The following is a 16,396-nucleotide window of genomic DNA, read 5'->3' on the forward strand; positions in this document are numbered from 1 at the left end:
AGATTTTGATTGATAGTTATAAACCTTCGAGGTTATAAAATTACAGATTTTATTTCAAAGCTTCTTCAATGGCATTTTCAAAGAGTTCAGACAAGGATATTCCAGCTGCTTTGGCTTGTTGAGGTAAAATACTCTCTTTTGTTAGGCCAGGAACGGTATTGATTTCCAACAAATGCGGCTCTCCATCCTTAAAAATAAATTCACTTCTAGAAAAGCCAGTCATTTTTAAAACTTGATAAATCTTTTTGGCTTTTTCCGAAACCTTGTTGGTCCACTCCTCACTTATTCTGGCTGGGGTGATTTCTTGAGATTGTCCCAAGTATTTAGCTTGGTAATCAAAAAAATCATTGTCGCTTACAATTTCAGTAATCGGCAATACTTTGATTTCTCCCCGGTAGGAGATGACTCCTACTGAAACTTCGGTGCCATCCAAAAATGATTCAATAATGATTTCATCATCTTCCTTAAAAGCAATATTAATAGCGTCTTTCAATTTTTCCTTTTCATAAACTTTGGTGACTCCAAAACTGCTTCCGGCTTTATTAGCTTTTACAAAACAAGGTAACCCAACTTTTTTGATTATAGCTTCTTCATCAATATCATCCCCAAAATTCAAATAGAAGGATTCTGCTGTTGCGATGCCATATGGTTTTAAAACACTAAGACAGTCTCTTTTATTAAATGTTAAGGCTGCTTGATACATCCCACAGCTGGTTTGGGGAATTCCTAATAAATTAAAGTAGGCTTGCATAAAACCATCTTCACCAGGGCTACCATGTATAGCATTGAAAACACAGTCAAAAGTGATTTTTTCTCCATCATGGATAATTGAAAAATCATTTTTATCAACTGGAAATTCAATGTCATTGTCATTCACATAAACCCATTTGTTTTTGAAAATGTGAATTCTATAAGGGGTATATTTATTGGAGTTTAAGGTTTCGTATACTACGTTACCGCTTTTTAAGGATATTTCATATTCACTCGAATATCCTCCCATTATGATGGCTATGTTTTTTTTCATAGAGATAAGAAACGATGGTAAAATATCGTTAAGCTAAAATATCACTAATAAATCAAAAGTAAAAACAGTTCGGTTTTTATATATTTGTTGGGTAAAAAATTATAAATGAGTCTGATTAATTTCCTAAGAAGTAAAGCTTTTTTAAAACAAATTGTCTTGGCTGTAGTAGCCATTTTTGTTATCAGCTTTTTGTTGTTGAGATGGTTGAATAGTACCACCAATCATGGTGAATTTGAGACCGTTCCAGATTTAACGGGGAAATCCATAGAAGTTGCTAAAATAGCCTTGGATGATAACCACTTGCAAATGGAAGTATTGGATTCTTCAAATTTTAATCCCGATTATCCAAAGTATTCGGTTATAGAACAAGATCCACCAGCTGGGAAACAAGTTAAGGAGGACCGAAAAATCTATTTAACGTTGAATCCATCCGGTTACAGAAAAGTTATGGTTCCAGAGTTAAGGGAGAGAACCTTAAGACAGGCCAAACCAACCTTGGAGGCTTTGGGTTTTGAATTGGGGGAATTAACGTATAAAGACAACATTGCGAAAGATGTGGTTTTAGGAGTGATTTATGATGGAAAACCTTTGGAGGCTGGTGAAATGCTGCCCAAAAAATCCAAAATAGATTTAGTATTAGGAAACGGAAATAGACCAGAATAGTTTATGGCTGAGGTAATCAATGATATCGATGAGCAGGATGATGAGCTCTATGAACACTATGCTTTTACTGCAGAGAAAGGGCAACAACCTTTACGTATAGATAAATACCTTATGAATTTTATTGAGAATGCAACCAGAAATAAAATTCAAGCGGCCGCAAAGAGTGGAAATATCTATGTCAATGATATTCCTGTAAAACAAAATTACAAGGTCAAACCTTTTGATAAAATTAGGGTGATGTTTGAACATCCACCTTATGAATATTTATTGACGCCGGAAGATATACCGTTGGATATTGTCTATGAGGATGATGAGGTATTGGTCATTAATAAACCCGCTGGATTGGTTGTACATCCAGGCCATGGAAATTACTCTGGAACCTTAATCAATGCCTTGATTTATCATTTTGAAAATTTGCCCAATAATTCTAGTAATCGACCAGGCTTGGTTCATAGAATTGATAAGGATACGAGTGGTTTATTGGTCATTGCCAAAACTGAAGAGTCCATGACACATCTTTCCAAACAGTTTTTTGATAAAACCAGTGAACGGGAGTATGTAGCCTTGGTCTGGGGAAATGTGGAGGAAGATGAAGGAACCATAGAAGGCCATATCGGGCGTCACCCAAAGAATAGATTACAAAATACAGTTTTTGAAGGCGATGAAGCTGATAAAGGAAAACCAGCTATCACCCATTTCAAGGTATTGGAGCGATTAGGTTATGTAACGTTGGTATCCTGTAAGTTGGAAACGGGAAGAACCCATCAAATCCGTGTGCATATGAAACATATCGGACATACTTTGTTTAATGACGAACGTTATGGAGGACATCTTATTTTAAAAGGGACTACTTTCACAAAATATAAGCAATTTGTAGAAAATTGTTTTAAGACTTTGCCTAGACAAGCGCTTCATGCAAAAACACTTGGTTTTGTTCATCCAAAAACTGGAGAAACATTGCGTTTTGATACAGAGTTGCCTGAAGATATGCAGTTGTGTATAGAGAAATGGCGCAATTATGCAAAACATCAGGAACTATTATAATTTTTCCTTATTCCTTTATTGTAAAACTCTTAAGAATGTGGTTGCTGAATCGCCTTTCCATTTGTATTTTTGGAGTAAATAAATCAATTTATGAAACTGGTATTATCACCCGCTAAATCTTTAGATTACGAAAGTCAATTACCTACAGACAAACACACGGAAGCCTGTTTTTTAAAAGAGGCAGATAGACTGAATAAATTATTAAAAAAGAAGTCGGCCAAAAGTCTTTCAAAATTGATGCATATATCCGATAGTTTAGGGCAATTGAATTATGAGAGAAATCAAGAATGGGAATTGCCGTTTACACCAGAAAATTCTAGACCGGCTGTATATGCTTTCAATGGTGATGTGTATCGTGGATTGGATGCTTATGAGATTTCTTTAGATAAATTGGATCGGGTACAAAATACAGTGAGGATTTTATCAGGTTTGTATGGGGTTTTAAAGCCTCTGGATTTAATTCAGCCTTATCGTTTAGAAATGGGAACCAAAATGCCCGTTGGCAAGAATAAGAACCTTTATGAGTTTTGGAAGAAGAAAGTAACCCAAGCGCTTAATGAGGAATTAGAAGATGACGAATTGTTTCTAAATTTGGCTAGTAATGAGTATTACAAAGCTGTTGATGCTAAAGCGTTAAAAGTACCTGTGATTACAGCAACCTTTAAAGAATTCAAAGGAGGTGAATATAAAAACATAGCTATTTTTGCGAAACTAGCCCGTGGGTTGATGGCAAGATATATTATTGAAACAAATGCTCAAACCGTGGAAGACCTTAAAGGATTTAATTATGAAGGCTATGGTTTCAGCGAAGAACTATCTTCTAAAACTGAATTGGTTTTCACTAGATAAGATAGTGAGATAAGTACCTAGGATTCTTACTGTGCTTTTTTGTTAACGTTTATCTTATCTTCAGGTTTTGGTTTCTTTTTGATTCGGGGTCTCCTTACCCCGTGTGAACCTCTATTAATTTTACCGCGTTTGGTTTTTTTGTCTCCTTTGCCCATTTTATTTTTTTAGCATTGTGTGTCCTCAAGATAATAATTTTTTTATTTTCACTGTTGTAATTATCGTTAGAAGTGAGTTATTATTATTTAGTCATTGCCGTTCAGGGCTTTTGTATATTTCATGCCATAAAAAATCATAAAGAATACTACTGGTACTTAATTATTATGTTTTTACCTCTTGTAGGAGGTATTATTTATTTGCTTACTCAAGTTTTGAACAGGAGAGATGTGAGTAAAATAAATAGCAATGTAACTTCTATTATTAATCCCACTAAAAAGGTAAAGGATTTAGGAAAACGTTTGGAGTTTTCTGATACTTATAAGAACAGGGTGGATCTTGCTGATGCTTATATGGAAATAGGAGATTTTGAAAATGCTATTTTTCATTTTAAAAGGACCTTAGAAGACCATAATGAAAATGATGTTTATGTCATAGAAAACCTCATTCTGGCCTTGTTTTTCAATTCAAATTATAACGAAGTTTTATTATATGGTGAAAGGCTGAAAAAGGATTCGAGTTTTCAAGGTTCAAAAACCCAATTCATATTTGGACAGGCTTTAGAAAAACTGAATAAAATAGACGAGGCTGAAACAAACTTACGTCCTATAGATGTAAGATATTCAAATTATGAGGAAAGACTACTTTTAGCCAAGTTTTTGTTGAGGAATAACAAGGTTGAAGATGGTGAAGAAATAATTGAAGAAATTTTTCAGGAGTCAAAATATATGAATAAAATGAATAGAAGGCTTTATCGCTCTACTATTGTGGAGGTTGAAAAAATGAGAGCTGAATTTCATGTTCATTCATAAACATCCATATAAACCATTCATTCCAAAGCAGGCTACAAAACTAATAGTAGGTACACTGCCACCTCCCAGATTCTCAACAGGCAATCTAAAACCAGACGACGTGGACTTTTGTTATGGAAGTAGAGATGGGCAATTGTGGCGAATTTTAGACCAATTGTTTGATTTAAATCTAGTCTATGAAAACACCAAATATGCCATTGATCAGCGTAAAAATTTTTTGAAATCACATGGCATTGGTATTTGTGATATGGTTGAAAGTGCGCTTCGAGATAAAGTAGATGCCTCCGACATAGGCATGCAGGATGTGGTGTTAAGAGATCTTCTGGGGTATATTAAAGTTCATCCTAAAATAGATACCTTATTGTTTACTGGGGGGAACAGTAAAAATGGTCCGGAATATTTTTTTAGAAAACATTTAAAATTGAATGGATTGAAACTTACACCGGTAAGTCAAGAGGTTCCTAGAATTCATATTTTTGATATTAAGGATAAAAAAAATATGACTCGAACTATAAGAACAGTTTCGTTGACGGCGCCTTCCGGTAGTGCTAATAGGGCAGTTGGTAGTATGCCATTATACAAACAAATAAAACAGCGAAACCCAAGTTTTACAACCTTTGATTTTAGGGTGATGCAATACCGAGAGTTCTTTTAATTAAAAGTAATAAAAAGCCCAATACATTAAAAAAAACTGTAAAGGTATCCTTAAGATTAAAATCCATTTTGGGATTTTCGCACTGATTTTTTCATCGTTCAACATATAGAAATGAACCGTTAAAAATACCAGTAGCATGCAAATAATTCCTAAAACAGCAAAAGGTCTGGTGGCCTTGATGCAAACAGTAATGCCTAGAAGGATTTCCATGATACCACTCAAATAGACCAGAAGTTTATGGTTAGGTAAATAAAGAGGAATAATCCTCATATACATCTTTGGTTTGATAAAATGCATCAATCCTGCTAGGATGTAAAGACCTCCCATGAGGTACAGATGCCATGGGTTACTATTCATCTTTATATTTCCTGTAACTTATTCCCATGCCGTAATTGTTTTTACCCGCCTTTAAAAGGGTAGACCCTTGAAAGCTTCCTTTTTGGAATGGTGACCATTCATTGGTATATTGAAACACCCTTTTTATAAAGGTTCTTGTTTCTCGAATTTCATCTGTAAAAGGCAACAAAGGTCTAAAGTTGGTAGGTATTTTAACCATACCACTTCTTGATTTGATTTCTTTATATTGTTTGTTAGGAAGTAGATTTCCCTGTTCATCAGTATAACCCATCACCTGAATGGAAATAAACAAACCGTTTTCTGGAATAAAGATTTGGTTAGATGTGACATCCAAGTCATATTGGTCGCCATCTTCCTCGGTAACTCTAAAAGTGACTTGTTGGTAAGTCAATGGGTCTCCTGGATAACCACCTTCGTTTTTATAAAATTGGGCTTTAAATAAGGTCGAAAATTCTTTTTTATCAGCATTGGACCGTTTCCGTTTGTTCCAATCTTCAGATTCCAAGGCAATGGGAAACTGTACAGAAGTTAATTGCTTTAATTCGGACCCCTCATTCTTGAAAAACACGGCAATTTCTGATTCCAAAGTTGGAAGCCAGCAACTGTAATAGTCATCATCTAAATAGGGTTTTAGTTTTTCTACTTTGTATTTGCGATCTTCTAAATTAGCATAAATTACCACTTCGTCTAGGTGATCTATTTCTTCCTCCATAAAGATGGTCTCTGGGAGTGGTTCAGCAGGAATATTAAGGTCCTTATAACCTAAAGCAGAAATGTATAAAGTGTCAATATCGGGATAAAGTTTTTTTGTAAAAGTAAAGCTACCTTGATCATTGGCAAAGACTCCAAATCCATCACCAAATGATATGGTTGCAAATGAAACAGGGTCATTGGTTTTTTTGTCAATTATTTTGGTTTGTGCAAAGTTCAATCCAAAGCTTAAAAGGACTATTAAAAGGATGCATTTTTTCATAGTCAAAAGATATTAATAAAATATGGTCAAAGTCAAATCTGATGTCGATTCTTTTATAGTGTAAGTTTTAAAAAACACATTTGGGAGATTTAAAATTTCAAAGTGTGTTTCAAAAAATGAATCCAAAAAGTTAACATCTGTCAAATAAATAGTACATTTGATTGACGCTCAAAGAGAAACGTTTAGCAGCCTTACTGAATTTAAAGTATTAGGCTCTAAATTCGAAATTATATGAGGCCCATTGGGGGATAATTTGGAAACAAGTTTTTATGAACAATTATTGTATGAAGTCTTTATTTTCAAAATGCTTGCTTGCCGTAGCACTACTATTTGGATATTCTATTTATGCCCAAGACGAGACAAGCTCTGCAGATGCCTTAGCTAAGCAACTTCAAAATCCTGTTGCTAGTTTGATAAGTGTTCCGTTTCAAGGGAATTTGGATTTTGGTTATAATCCCGAGAATGGAACAAAATTCACTTTGAATATCCAACCAGTCATCCCTATAAGTATTAGCGAAAATTGGAATTTAATAGGTAGAGTTATTTTGCCTGTTGTTTCTCAAACCGACATTTATGGTAACAGCGGAAATCAAACAGGGTTAAGTGATGCCGTAGTAAGTGCGTTCTTTTCGCCTAAGGAGCCGACATCAGGTGGATTAATTTGGGGTGCTGGACCCGTGTTGTTGGTGCCTACAGCAACCGATGATTATTTAGGAACTAAAAAATTTGGGATGGGACCCACGGCAGTTGTCCTGAAGCAGTTAGGTACTTTAACTGCCGGTGCTTTGGTAAACCATATTTGGTCTGTGGCTGGAGATAGTAATCGGCAAGATGTCAATGCTACGTTTTTACAACCGTTTCTTGCTAAAAATTTTGCGGGAGGTTATGCTTTGGCACTTAATACAGAATTGACCCAAAATTGGGATTATAAATCGACATCGGGCTCTATAAATATTGTTGGATCTAAAGTAATCACTATGGGAAGCCAAATGGCACAGCTTTTATTGGGACCTAGAATTCATTATGGCAATGGTAATGCTGCCGATTTTGGTTTTCGGTTTGGACTGGTATTGCTTTATCCTAAAAAGCAATAACTTTCATTAGCCATCCAAATAATAAATGTTAATCAATAATCAATCTATAAAATCATTCAATGAAAAAATTACTTATTTTGTGTATTAGTGTGTTACTAGTTTCCTGCGGGTCATCAACAAAAATTGTAGGTGCTTGGACCAATAAAGATAAATTGGCCACTAGGACTAAAGGTTCTGTGTTTATTTTGGCAATGACCAATAATACTCAGGCCAAAAATGTTATGGAAGAAGAAATTGCCTTTCAAGCTGGTCAACGAGGTATTAAAGCAACCAAGAGTAAGGACATCTTTATACAAAAATTCACCAAAGAGGATATGCCTTCCAAAGAATATCTTTTAAGGGAAATTAAGGCTACTGGTGCAAAGACTATTTTTACGGTCAACCTACAAGACAAGGAAACCACAACAAGATACCATCCTGGAAATGAAATGTATGTGTCTGGTTATTCACCTTATATGTATGGCTATTATAACAGCTTTTATGGCTATTATAATTATTCCTTTCCCATTACATATACGCCAGGATATTATGATACAACCAAAACTTTTTATTTGGAAACCAATCTTTATGATGTAGAAACTGAAGAGTTGCTTTGGTCTGCACAGTCAAAGACCTATGATCCGGCAGATATGGAAGATTTCATCAAAAGTTATTCGGAAGCTATCATACATCAGATGATTGAAGATGGTGTATTAAAATCAGAATAGAGATTGTCTTATAAAAATTAGAACTCAGAAGACCACTAACATTTGCGTTAGTGGTTTTTTTTATTTTAAAACTTTGATTTACAGTTGTTTTTGTGTTTGAGGTTGATGTGATTTTTGTTACCTTAGATGAGCTATTTTTTAATCCTATATGCTTAATACTGTAAACTTAAATCCTCTTAAATCATGAAAAAATCATTTTTAAAGCCAATATTCTCAGCAATCGCTGTCCTATTCTTTTTGAGCTCCTGTAAATCATCAAATGAGGAACCAAAATCGATTCAAGAGGAAACAGTTGGTCAACAAGAACAAATAACGGATGTCTTACCCTCTTGGAACGATACGAAAAATAAACAAGCCATTATAGATTATGTGAATGCGGTTACTAAAGAAGGAGGAGCTGAATTTATTCCAATAAAAGATCGAGTTGCGGTTTTTGACAATGATGGTACCTTATGGAGTGAGCAACCCGCTTATTTTCAACTATTGTTTGCTATAGATCAGGTAAAAAAAATGGCCAAAGACCATCCAGAGTGGGAAGGGAAGCAACCATACCAAGCCGTTATTGATGGAGATATGACTTCTCTATCAAAACAAGGCATGAAGGCTATTGTGACTTTGATAATGACAACCCATGCTGGTATGAGCACAGATGATTTTGAAGAAGAAGTTGTCAACTGGATTGCTACAGCAAAACATCCCAAAACAGAGCAACCCTACAATCAAATGATTTTTCAACCCATGTTGGAACTTTTAGAATTTTTAAGAGCTAATGGTTTTAAAACCTATATTGTTTCGGGTGGTGGCATAGACTTTATGAGGGCTTGGGCCGTTGACGCTTATGGCATTCCAGAAGATCAAATAGTAGGAAGTGTAATAAAAACTCAATTTGAAATGACCGATGAAGGCCCTCGTTTGGTGCGTTTGCCGGAATTGGATTTTATTGATGATAAAGAAGGGAAACCGGTGGGAATACAGCACTTTATTGGGAAAAAACCTGTTTTTGCTGCTGGAAACTCTGACGGAGATCTTCAAATGTTACAATGGACAGCGTCTTCCGATTATAAAAACTTCGAATTGTATATTCATCATACCGATTCTGTTAGGGAATGGTCTTATGACAGAGGTTCCCATATTGGTGGTTTTGACAAAGGTTGGGATGAAGCAGTTAATAAGGGGTGGACTATTGTTGATATGGCCAAAGATTGGTCTATAATCTATCCTTTTGAAAAATAAAAAAAGAAATTTTTATAACGAATGAAAACATTTGGGTGGTTTTACACCTAAATTTAAACTTCTTTTAATTTAAGTGTTATTCAAATTGGTAAGCTATTCATTGCTAAAATATTATAAGCGAAATTCATATTTGGTATAGTCATATTTATTAAATTAGGGTTGTCTAATCTTAAGTCTTTTAAATAATGAAAATCTTCAAATTCTTTTTACTGCTATTCTTTGTGTTGATTGCTCAACATGGTTTTTCTCAAAAAAAATCGGCTAAACAATTAGCTCGAGAGGAATATAAGATTGATACCTTAATAACTCAAGAAGAGCGCTGGAATAGGCAAGTTTGGTTCAACGATCAAGTTGAGAAAATGAATATGAACGATAATTTGCGAGATGATTATAATTCCATCATAGGCTATCATTATTACAAAGTAAGTAGGTTGAACGATTTAGATCAGAACTTAAGCCTTCCAGAAATGAAAGAAAAGTTTGATGATGAAATAAAAAAATTAAATACAGAAGCCAAGGGCCTATTAAATGAAGAACAATACCAGATACATTTGGAAAGTGTCGAAACCTTTGTGCATTCTGTTTACAGAAAAATGGATTGGACGGAACAAAACTAAAATTTAAGAAATCAAGTTTTAGGTTTAAATATCATTTTCTTCCTTTTTCTGAGGAAGGTTTTTGATAAAAATATCCCTTTGTGGGAAAGGAATTTCAATATTGGCTTCCTTGAACTTGTTATAGATAGCAATAGATACATCACTTTGTGCCTGAAGACTGCCCTCATAGGCAATCCAAAAGCGAAGGACGAAATTGAGAGAACTGTCACCAAATTCCATAAATAATGCCATGGGAGGAGGGTTTTTTAGGACCTCAGGAGTTTGATCTGCTATTTCCTTGAGAATATCAATGACTTGGTTGGGGTCCGAATCATAGGAGGTTCCTATCGGTATTTCTACCCGTTTGATGCTATCAGAAAGGGTCCAATTGATCAGCTCGTTGGAAATTAGATTGTTGTTGGGAACAATCACTTCCGCGCCATCAAAGGTTCTAATGTTTGATGAGCGAATGCCTATCCGGCTCACTGTTCCCAAGAGGTTGTTCACTTCAACGGTATCACCTGGTAGTATAGGTCTTTCAAAAACCAAAATGAGTCCGGAGAAAAAGTTGGAAACAATAGATTGAAGCCCCAAACCAATACCCACCCCAAGTGCTCCAGCCATTAGGTTGAATTTACTTAAACTAATTCCTAAGGATGAAATAGCCAAAATAAAACCAAAGCCCAAAATAAAATATCGAATTACCAAAGAAATAGCCGCGGGAATTCCTTTTGGTAAATTAAGTGGTTTTAATACCCCTTCACCGTCGTTGATGATAAATGAAATAAACCTTGTAACTAGAAAAGATATGGATAAAATGAGAATAAAACCTACAATCCCTCCAAAAGTAAAGGTAAGGCTTCCTACGGTGTAAGATTCAGAAAATATATCTCCTAAAAATGTAAATAAGGGTTTTAAGGCACCCAACATAGCAAGAAAGAAAAACGTCCATAAAAAGAAAACAACGATTCTTACATTCCTAAGTAGTTTAATTTCTATAAACTGTTTTTTTTCATAATCAACAAATGATTTGACACTAAACCTATTATGAATAACTCCGATTGAAACTCCTTGAACAGCTAGTAAAAAGGCGTAAATCATCATGGTAAGGGCGCCACTTTTGGTGCATAATTTTAAACTTAGGTCGGTAAGGTTTGTATAACCCAATAAATTGGAGATAATAGAAATAACAGTTAAAACATAAAGTACGGGAGTTAATTTTATAAAGAATTTACTAAGCTTACTAACCTCAAGTTTTCTGATTTTTAAATAGGGGTGTGTAAAATAGTAAAGGCAGATGACCACTAAAAGGGCTTCTATGATTAAATAAACTCGATATGAAAGTGATTGAAACCAAACAAAGGTTTTTATGGAATCAATAATAAAAAAACAAATAAGTGCGTAGGGCAAATACTTGAATTTTGGTGCTAAACTAGTTTTTAAAATTTCAGAAACAGCTATTAATAATAATAAGGAAATGAAAATGGAAAGTAGTTTTGGGCTATCCAGAAATAGGATATGAAATAATGTAAACGACAACAAAAAGGTACAAGCAATGTAATATTCACTAATGACGTTTTTGGCTATATCAAGATTCTTATTTGGAGCATGATATGGGTATTTGGTATAGGCCTTTTTTAGATGTCTTATTAAACCGAATAATAATAGGCATAAAATAAAATAGATGACCAATCTGCTTATGTTCTCTTTCAGATATTTAACCACCGATTTAAGATTGCCTACAATCGACTCTTCTTTATCAATAGGATTTTGAAAGGTTGGCTTTTGAAATGATAAATTCCAAATAGCAGGATGTCGTTGGTAAAGAATGTCATAAACTTCAGCATCCTTTAAGGATAAAAGGTCATTCATGGTTTGGTCAATGTCGATACCCAGATTATCCAAATTGGCTTCCAATCGCAGCATTTGGTTACTCTGTTTGTAAATCCGACTTCTTAAACCCTTTATTTTATCCCATAATTCTTTGATATTGTTCAATAATTCTGGAGGCACGCCTTCTATTTGCGCATTGGTATAGGTGAGCTCAATTGTTTTTTCGTCAAAATCCACATCCTGAGCTATCTGGATCAATTTTATTTCTTCGTCATTTAAATCAGCGAGCCATTTTTTTAAAGTAGTTGCATAGTTGAACCATTTGGAATATAGATTATCTATTTTTTGGCTGTTGGGATTGGCCTTGATAAATTCTACAGCATAGGTTTGTTGCTTATCTATATTTTTTTTGAATTCAGGTAAAACCGTATCCAACTTTGTTATGATGTGGTTGTTGTTTAATTCTCTTTCTATTTTCTTTATCTGAAGATTTTTGGATCCAATCCATTGAATCACATGAATGGTTGGGATGGCTTTAGGAGTATTAACTCCAAGGCTGTCTTGAACCATATAATTTTGAGAATCCTGAGAAAATGATGTTGAAAAACAAAAGAACATTCCCAAAATAAAGGTGAGTTTTAGGAAGGTATGGTATTTCGGTTTCATAAGGGGTGAATTTTTCAGCTTCAATAAATGTAATCATTTATTTTTGATACTAACCATCCTAAAAATTGTAAGTGTGATTATTTGAAGGCTCGTACTGTCGTAATTGTCATTTAGAATGTTTAAGTTTATAGTATTCCAATTAAATAATAGCCATAATCACGTGTAATTCTTTAATATCCCAGTCAATGAAAAACGTATTTTTGGTATTCTCATTTTTTTTGGTTTCAATCCAGATTCAAGGCCAAAATACCCAAAAGGATAGTTTGAGCGATGTCAAGCAGAAAGTTAAAAAAGTTGACTTGACCATCATGCCATTTATAAGTTACAATAGAAATTTAGATTTCATGATTGGAGTCATTCCTATGGTCATGTATCGTCTTCAAGAAAATGATACCATTTCTCCTAAATCTTTATCTGGTGCTTCAGCAGTTTATACGACTAATAAGTCATATGTAGTGGGTATCTTTAATAGATTTTATTTTAAAGAAGACAATTGGAGAGGAACTTTTTATCTTTTTAACGGAGATGTTAACTCCCAATTTTTTATGGATGGTTTTGATAATGCTGGTTTTTACAATTATACAACAAATGCCACCATGTTAAGTGTTGGTCTCCAAAAGAGGATTATTAAGGGTTTTTATGGGGGACTTAGCTATAACTATGCTAAATATGATACAGACTATGAAGACCAAATCTTGGAGGCAACTACTACCATTACTCACGGTTTAGACTTCAACTTATTGTACGATACGAGAGATAATGTGTATTACCCGCATTCAGGTGTAAAGGTGAATGCGAAATGGATTACATATCCTACTTGGTTTGGAAATGATGAGGTAACCAATCGAATTAAAACAGATTATAACACCTATTTCCCAATGAGACATGAAAAAGATGTTTTGGCAGCTCGATTTTCAGGGGACTTTGGTTTGGGCAGAGTGCCTTTTGAGCAACAAACAGTAGTGGGAGGGAAAGATATAAGAGGATATTCGGAAGGAAAGTACCGAGGCAATATCGTTATGGCACTTCAAGGCGAGTACCGTTACAACATAAATCGAATGGGCTTTGTTGGATTTGTGGGGGTTGCAACCTTATTTGACTCCGACAATGAGGATTTCAATGGAGAGTTTCTTCCTGGCGGAGGAATAGGTTATAGATATCAGGCCTTTAAACAAACCAAGTTTAACATTGGTTTGGATGCTGCTTTGGGTAAAGACGACTGGGGTATATATTTTAGAATTGGAGAAGCTTTTTAGTTCAATATTATTCGTAGACTAGTTCGATGTCATCTATAATCAATTCACTATCAACGGCACCTGCAAAATGAGCGCCATCAAAGCTTGATGAAGCCACAAAGGTTATATGGGTAGAAAGCCCAAATTGCGCCAGATCATCACTTACAAAAATGCCATTCTCCGGGAACATATAAGCTGGGTAACTGGCATCTAATTCGCCATAGATAAAGTCCACTTCTTGTGTAGTAAGACTTCCCTGTTCTGCATCACTTCTAAACCAGGCAGTTGCCAACCTTTGAATATTTCCAGATTGCCTTATTTCCAAAAGGGCATAAATGTCGCATGCATCTCCATAATTTAAAGGATTGCCATCTTGATCTTCGTTTTCCGGTCCAGGTGTGTATTGGTATTTAAACCGAAGCTTGGTAGGTCTGGCTGCAAAAGGGGTCCCGAATTCAATAGCAGCTTCTGGATCACTTATTTCTATATTATCCGGATTGAAATAACCTGTAAAAAGAGATCCAGCTGCAATGGGGGTTCCAAAGGTTCCTGCCAATGGTCCTAAGTCCAAGGTGATTAATTTGGCTGCCAAATTACCGCTACCCAAATTTTCTGGGAAAGTGGCTAAATCACCTAGAATTTGAGTGCCTTGGTTTCCCGTTCCCCAGATGGTTGTGTTGGCATCAGAGCCAGGTTCATAATAATTTGATGAAGTGAGATACCATTGATTTAAATCTCCATTGCTTAATTGAGGCGTTTCTGAAGCGACAATGGCTTCAATGGTCCAAGGATGGACAGAACCATCCTCTGCAGTAACCACTATCATTTGATTTTCCTGAAGATTCAAAACATCCCCTACAGATTTATCGGCATAAGCAAAAGATGATATTTCTAATGTTTCAAGAGTAATTTGGGTTAAATCCACACCGCCTGGAATTTCTACTTTAACTAGAAGACTGTCGGTTAATATAATGGCATTTCCAGCTTGGTTGCTAACCAAAATCTCTTTGATATTACCGTAGGAAGATGCTCCAAAATAATCTTCTTCAACACATGAATTCAAGAATGAGCTAGCTAACGTAATTAAAAAAATAAAGATGATCTTTTTCATGATTCCCAATGTTATTTTCCAGCTCCAAAAAAGTAAGCAAGACCTAATTGTAATGATAAAATATTAATTTCGAAATCAACATTTTGAGTGGTTCTTCTTGATTCCTCGATGTTATTGACAGTCCTTTCACGTATATTTATTTCATACCCAAGGACATTTAGCCCAATCTCAAGGGCAAAGTTTTCCATGGCAAAAAAAGTGATGCCCGGACTTATACCTATTCTAAACCGGTTGTTAGTCTCATAGATTTTATTGATTTCATCCGCATTTGAAATATCTCTAGTTAGGCTCGTTCCTTTTCCATAAGTTAGACCTAGTTCTGTGAAAAAGCTTAAACGCTCGTTGGGTGTAAGAGGGACAGACGATCTTATAAAAGGGGTGATGGCAAAACCTCTAGACAACGAGTTGGAACTTATGGTATCACCCTCGTTCAGGACGAGCCCGGTAAATTTATCTTGATTATAATTGAGATTGATCCCTACCATGGCATAGTTGCCAATAAAATAACCACCTTTCAAGTTAAGATCATATTTGGTTTGATCGCCATCCAAGATCTCCCGTACCAGAAAATTAGTATTTTCCAGTTGTCTATCTTCAAACGACATGGCAAACCCAACATAGACATTGCGCTTTTTAAATGGTTTAAAATGGGTATTGTAATAAGTTGAAAGTAATTCGTAAGGGGTATAGGTACTGTCCTTTTTTATATCCTTTTCCTGAGCTAAAACTAAAGCTGGAATTAGAAAAATAAACACGTAAATGAGGAAGCTCTTTTTTCTGTAAGTTTTAAAGGAATTGAACATGAAATGCAAAGATTTTTAACAAGATAAAAGATACGGAAATTCATTGTATGTGTTGATATTATTCTTTTTTTACTTTTAAAAATGAGGAGGATAGGGATGATTTTTAGGGTGAAATTAACTTGTATTTCATAATAAAATGTAAAATGAACGCAGCTATAAACCTACATTGATGGTTATGACATGAATGATTATTTATCTGGAAAAACCGCAGAATCTCCAAGACATGAATTTTGGTATGTTAATGATGATGGTCAAATTGTAGCAGCTCGATATGATGATTGGAAGGTTGTGTTTCTAGAAAATAGAGGGCTGCAATTTGGTGTATGGATGGAGCCATTCACAGAATTGCGAGTTCCGGTTATTGAAAATTTAAGAAGAGATCCATTTGAAAAAGCACAACATAATGCTAATGTGTATTATGATTGGTTATTGGATCGGGCCTATGTTTTAGTGCCTATTCAGCAATTGGCTGCTGATTTTTTAATGACTATGAAAGAGTACCCTCCTAGTCAAACCCCGGGTTCATTTAATTTAAGTTCCATCGAAGAAAAACTTAAATCAACCATGGGAGGTCGATAAAAATCCATC

General features: G+C 35.0%; 18 protein-coding genes. 11 read left to right on the forward strand and 7 right to left on the reverse strand.

Annotated features, from left to right (window positions below; all coding sequences use genetic code 11):
* Nucleotides 1–49 precede the first annotated feature (49 nt).
* Nucleotides 50–1,024: a D-alanine--D-alanine ligase gene (locus LOK78_RS06285; protein WP_232634344.1), complete on the reverse strand. Its 975-nt coding sequence runs from the start codon at nt 1,022–1,024 to the stop codon at nt 50–52.
* Between the two features lie 105 nt (nt 1,025–1,129).
* On the opposite strand from LOK78_RS06285, the gene LOK78_RS06290 reads away from it, so the two are divergent.
* The 3 genes from LOK78_RS06290 (at nt 1,130) to yaaA (ending at nt 3,580) form a co-directional block, all read left to right on the forward strand.
* Nucleotides 1,130–1,687, forward strand: a complete 558-nt coding sequence (locus tag LOK78_RS06290) for a PASTA domain-containing protein (protein ID WP_053972386.1) — start codon at nt 1,130–1,132, stop codon at nt 1,685–1,687.
* Between the two features lie 3 nt (nt 1,688–1,690).
* On the forward strand, nt 1,691–2,731 hold the full coding sequence (locus LOK78_RS06295; RefSeq protein WP_232634345.1) for an RluA family pseudouridine synthase: 1,041 nt from the start codon (nt 1,691–1,693) through the stop codon (nt 2,729–2,731).
* A gap of 90 nt (nt 2,732–2,821) precedes the next feature.
* Entirely contained in the window at nt 2,822–3,580 is a 759-nt protein-coding gene (yaaA, locus tag LOK78_RS06300) for a peroxide stress protein YaaA (protein ID WP_232634346.1), read from the forward strand.
* A gap of 26 nt (nt 3,581–3,606) precedes the next feature.
* Here yaaA and LOK78_RS06305 read toward each other — a convergent pair whose 3' ends face one another.
* Entirely contained in the window at nt 3,607–3,735 is a 129-nt protein-coding gene (locus LOK78_RS06305) for a 30S ribosomal protein THX (RefSeq protein WP_082316616.1), read from the reverse strand.
* Between the two features lie 165 nt (nt 3,736–3,900).
* Here LOK78_RS06305 and LOK78_RS06310 point away from each other — a divergent pair, with 165 nt between their 5' ends.
* The gene (locus LOK78_RS06310) at nt 3,901–4,545 is read left to right on the forward strand and encodes a CDC27 family protein (protein ID WP_166959431.1); all 645 of its coding nucleotides are present in this window, start codon (nt 3,901–3,903) and stop codon (nt 4,543–4,545) included.
* On the forward strand, nt 4,532–5,200 hold the full coding sequence (locus tag LOK78_RS06315) for a uracil-DNA glycosylase family protein (RefSeq protein ID WP_232634347.1): 669 nt from the start codon (nt 4,532–4,534) through the stop codon (nt 5,198–5,200). Before LOK78_RS06310 ends, LOK78_RS06315 begins: the two co-directional genes overlap by 14 nt.
* Here the strand turns inward: LOK78_RS06315 and LOK78_RS06320 are convergent, their stop codons facing one another.
* Entirely contained in the window at nt 5,201–5,557 is a 357-nt protein-coding gene (locus LOK78_RS06320) for a DoxX family protein (protein ID WP_232634348.1), read from the reverse strand.
* A complete protein-coding gene (locus LOK78_RS06325) occupies nt 5,550–6,530 on the reverse strand; it encodes a carboxypeptidase-like regulatory domain-containing protein (protein WP_053972391.1) in 981 nt (326 codons plus the stop codon). The genes LOK78_RS06320 and LOK78_RS06325 overlap by 8 nt, the downstream gene beginning before the upstream one ends.
* A 284-nt stretch (nt 6,531–6,814) precedes the next feature.
* Here LOK78_RS06325 and LOK78_RS06330 point away from each other — a divergent pair, with 284 nt between their 5' ends.
* From LOK78_RS06330 to LOK78_RS06345, 4 genes are all read left to right on the forward strand, one after another.
* The gene (locus LOK78_RS06330; protein WP_232634349.1) at nt 6,815–7,624 is read left to right on the forward strand and encodes a hypothetical protein; all 810 of its coding nucleotides are present in this window, start codon (nt 6,815–6,817) and stop codon (nt 7,622–7,624) included.
* A gap of 59 nt (nt 7,625–7,683) precedes the next feature.
* The gene (locus LOK78_RS06335; RefSeq protein WP_053972392.1) at nt 7,684–8,331 is read left to right on the forward strand and encodes a hypothetical protein; all 648 of its coding nucleotides are present in this window, start codon (nt 7,684–7,686) and stop codon (nt 8,329–8,331) included.
* A 183-nt stretch (nt 8,332–8,514) separates the two neighbouring features.
* Nucleotides 8,515–9,564, forward strand: a complete 1,050-nt coding sequence (locus LOK78_RS06340; RefSeq protein WP_232634350.1) for an HAD family hydrolase — start codon at nt 8,515–8,517, stop codon at nt 9,562–9,564.
* 185 nt (nt 9,565–9,749) lie between these two features.
* Nucleotides 9,750–10,181 (forward strand): hypothetical protein, encoded by a 432-nt coding sequence (locus tag LOK78_RS06345; protein ID WP_232634351.1) that lies wholly within the window; start codon nt 9,750–9,752, stop codon nt 10,179–10,181.
* Between the two features lie 24 nt (nt 10,182–10,205).
* Here the strand turns inward: LOK78_RS06345 and LOK78_RS06350 are convergent, their stop codons facing one another.
* Nucleotides 10,206–12,659 carry a mechanosensitive ion channel family protein gene (locus tag LOK78_RS06350; RefSeq protein WP_232634352.1) on the reverse strand — a complete coding sequence of 818 codons (2,454 nt, stop codon included), beginning with the start codon at nt 12,657–12,659 and terminating at the stop codon, nt 10,206–10,208.
* Nucleotides 12,660–12,844: 185 nt separating this feature from the next.
* Here LOK78_RS06350 and LOK78_RS06355 point away from each other — a divergent pair, with 185 nt between their 5' ends.
* Nucleotides 12,845–13,915, forward strand: coding sequence for a BamA/TamA family outer membrane protein (locus LOK78_RS06355; RefSeq protein ID WP_232634353.1), 1,071 nt, complete (start codon nt 12,845–12,847; stop codon nt 13,913–13,915).
* A 7-nt stretch (nt 13,916–13,922) separates the two neighbouring features.
* Here the strand turns inward: LOK78_RS06355 and LOK78_RS06360 are convergent, their stop codons facing one another.
* Both LOK78_RS06360 and LOK78_RS06365 read right to left on the reverse strand, forming a co-directional pair.
* On the reverse strand, nt 13,923–15,005 hold the full coding sequence (locus tag LOK78_RS06360) for a PCMD domain-containing protein (protein ID WP_232634354.1): 1,083 nt from the start codon (nt 15,003–15,005) through the stop codon (nt 13,923–13,925).
* An 11-nt stretch (nt 15,006–15,016) separates the two neighbouring features.
* A complete protein-coding gene (locus tag LOK78_RS06365) occupies nt 15,017–15,808 on the reverse strand; it encodes a hypothetical protein (protein ID WP_232634355.1) in 792 nt (263 codons plus the stop codon).
* Between the two features lie 180 nt (nt 15,809–15,988).
* On the opposite strand from LOK78_RS06365, the gene LOK78_RS06370 reads away from it, so the two are divergent.
* Entirely contained in the window at nt 15,989–16,387 is a 399-nt protein-coding gene (locus tag LOK78_RS06370; RefSeq protein ID WP_232634356.1) for a hypothetical protein, read from the forward strand.
* Nucleotides 16,388–16,396: the final 9 nt, after the last annotated feature.

This window comes from Mangrovimonas futianensis (genome assembly GCF_021245805.1).
Lineage (GTDB): Bacteria > Bacteroidota > Bacteroidia > Flavobacteriales > Flavobacteriaceae > Mangrovimonas > Mangrovimonas futianensis.

Excerpts from the sequence above, each read along its gene's own strand:
- LOK78_RS06285 (WP_232634344.1), bottom strand. The coding sequence starts at position 1,024 with ATGAAAAAAAACATAGCCATCATAATGGGAGGATATTCGAGTGAATAT.
- LOK78_RS06290 (WP_053972386.1), top strand. The coding sequence starts at position 1,130 with ATGAGTCTGATTAATTTCCTAAGAAGTAAAGCTTTTTTAAAACAAATT.
- LOK78_RS06295 (WP_232634345.1), top strand. The coding sequence starts at position 1,691 with ATGGCTGAGGTAATCAATGATATCGATGAGCAGGATGATGAGCTCTAT.
- yaaA (WP_232634346.1), top strand. The coding sequence starts at position 2,822 with ATGAAACTGGTATTATCACCCGCTAAATCTTTAGATTACGAAAGTCAA.
- LOK78_RS06305 (WP_082316616.1), bottom strand. The coding sequence starts at position 3,735 with ATGGGCAAAGGAGACAAAAAAACCAAACGCGGTAAAATTAATAGAGGT.
- LOK78_RS06310 (WP_166959431.1), top strand. The coding sequence starts at position 3,901 with ATGTTTTTACCTCTTGTAGGAGGTATTATTTATTTGCTTACTCAAGTT.
- LOK78_RS06315 (WP_232634347.1), top strand. The coding sequence starts at position 4,532 with ATGTTCATTCATAAACATCCATATAAACCATTCATTCCAAAGCAGGCT.
- LOK78_RS06320 (WP_232634348.1), bottom strand. The coding sequence starts at position 5,557 with ATGAATAGTAACCCATGGCATCTGTACCTCATGGGAGGTCTTTACATC.
- LOK78_RS06325 (WP_053972391.1), bottom strand. The coding sequence starts at position 6,530 with ATGAAAAAATGCATCCTTTTAATAGTCCTTTTAAGCTTTGGATTGAAC.
- LOK78_RS06330 (WP_232634349.1), top strand. The coding sequence starts at position 6,815 with ATGAAGTCTTTATTTTCAAAATGCTTGCTTGCCGTAGCACTACTATTT.
- LOK78_RS06335 (WP_053972392.1), top strand. The coding sequence starts at position 7,684 with ATGAAAAAATTACTTATTTTGTGTATTAGTGTGTTACTAGTTTCCTGC.
- LOK78_RS06340 (WP_232634350.1), top strand. The coding sequence starts at position 8,515 with ATGAAAAAATCATTTTTAAAGCCAATATTCTCAGCAATCGCTGTCCTA.
- LOK78_RS06345 (WP_232634351.1), top strand. The coding sequence starts at position 9,750 with ATGAAAATCTTCAAATTCTTTTTACTGCTATTCTTTGTGTTGATTGCT.
- LOK78_RS06350 (WP_232634352.1), bottom strand. The coding sequence starts at position 12,659 with ATGAAACCGAAATACCATACCTTCCTAAAACTCACCTTTATTTTGGGA.
- LOK78_RS06355 (WP_232634353.1), top strand. The coding sequence starts at position 12,845 with ATGAAAAACGTATTTTTGGTATTCTCATTTTTTTTGGTTTCAATCCAG.
- LOK78_RS06360 (WP_232634354.1), bottom strand. The coding sequence starts at position 15,005 with ATGAAAAAGATCATCTTTATTTTTTTAATTACGTTAGCTAGCTCATTC.
- LOK78_RS06365 (WP_232634355.1), bottom strand. The coding sequence starts at position 15,808 with ATGTTCAATTCCTTTAAAACTTACAGAAAAAAGAGCTTCCTCATTTAC.
- LOK78_RS06370 (WP_232634356.1), top strand. The coding sequence starts at position 15,989 with ATGAATGATTATTTATCTGGAAAAACCGCAGAATCTCCAAGACATGAA.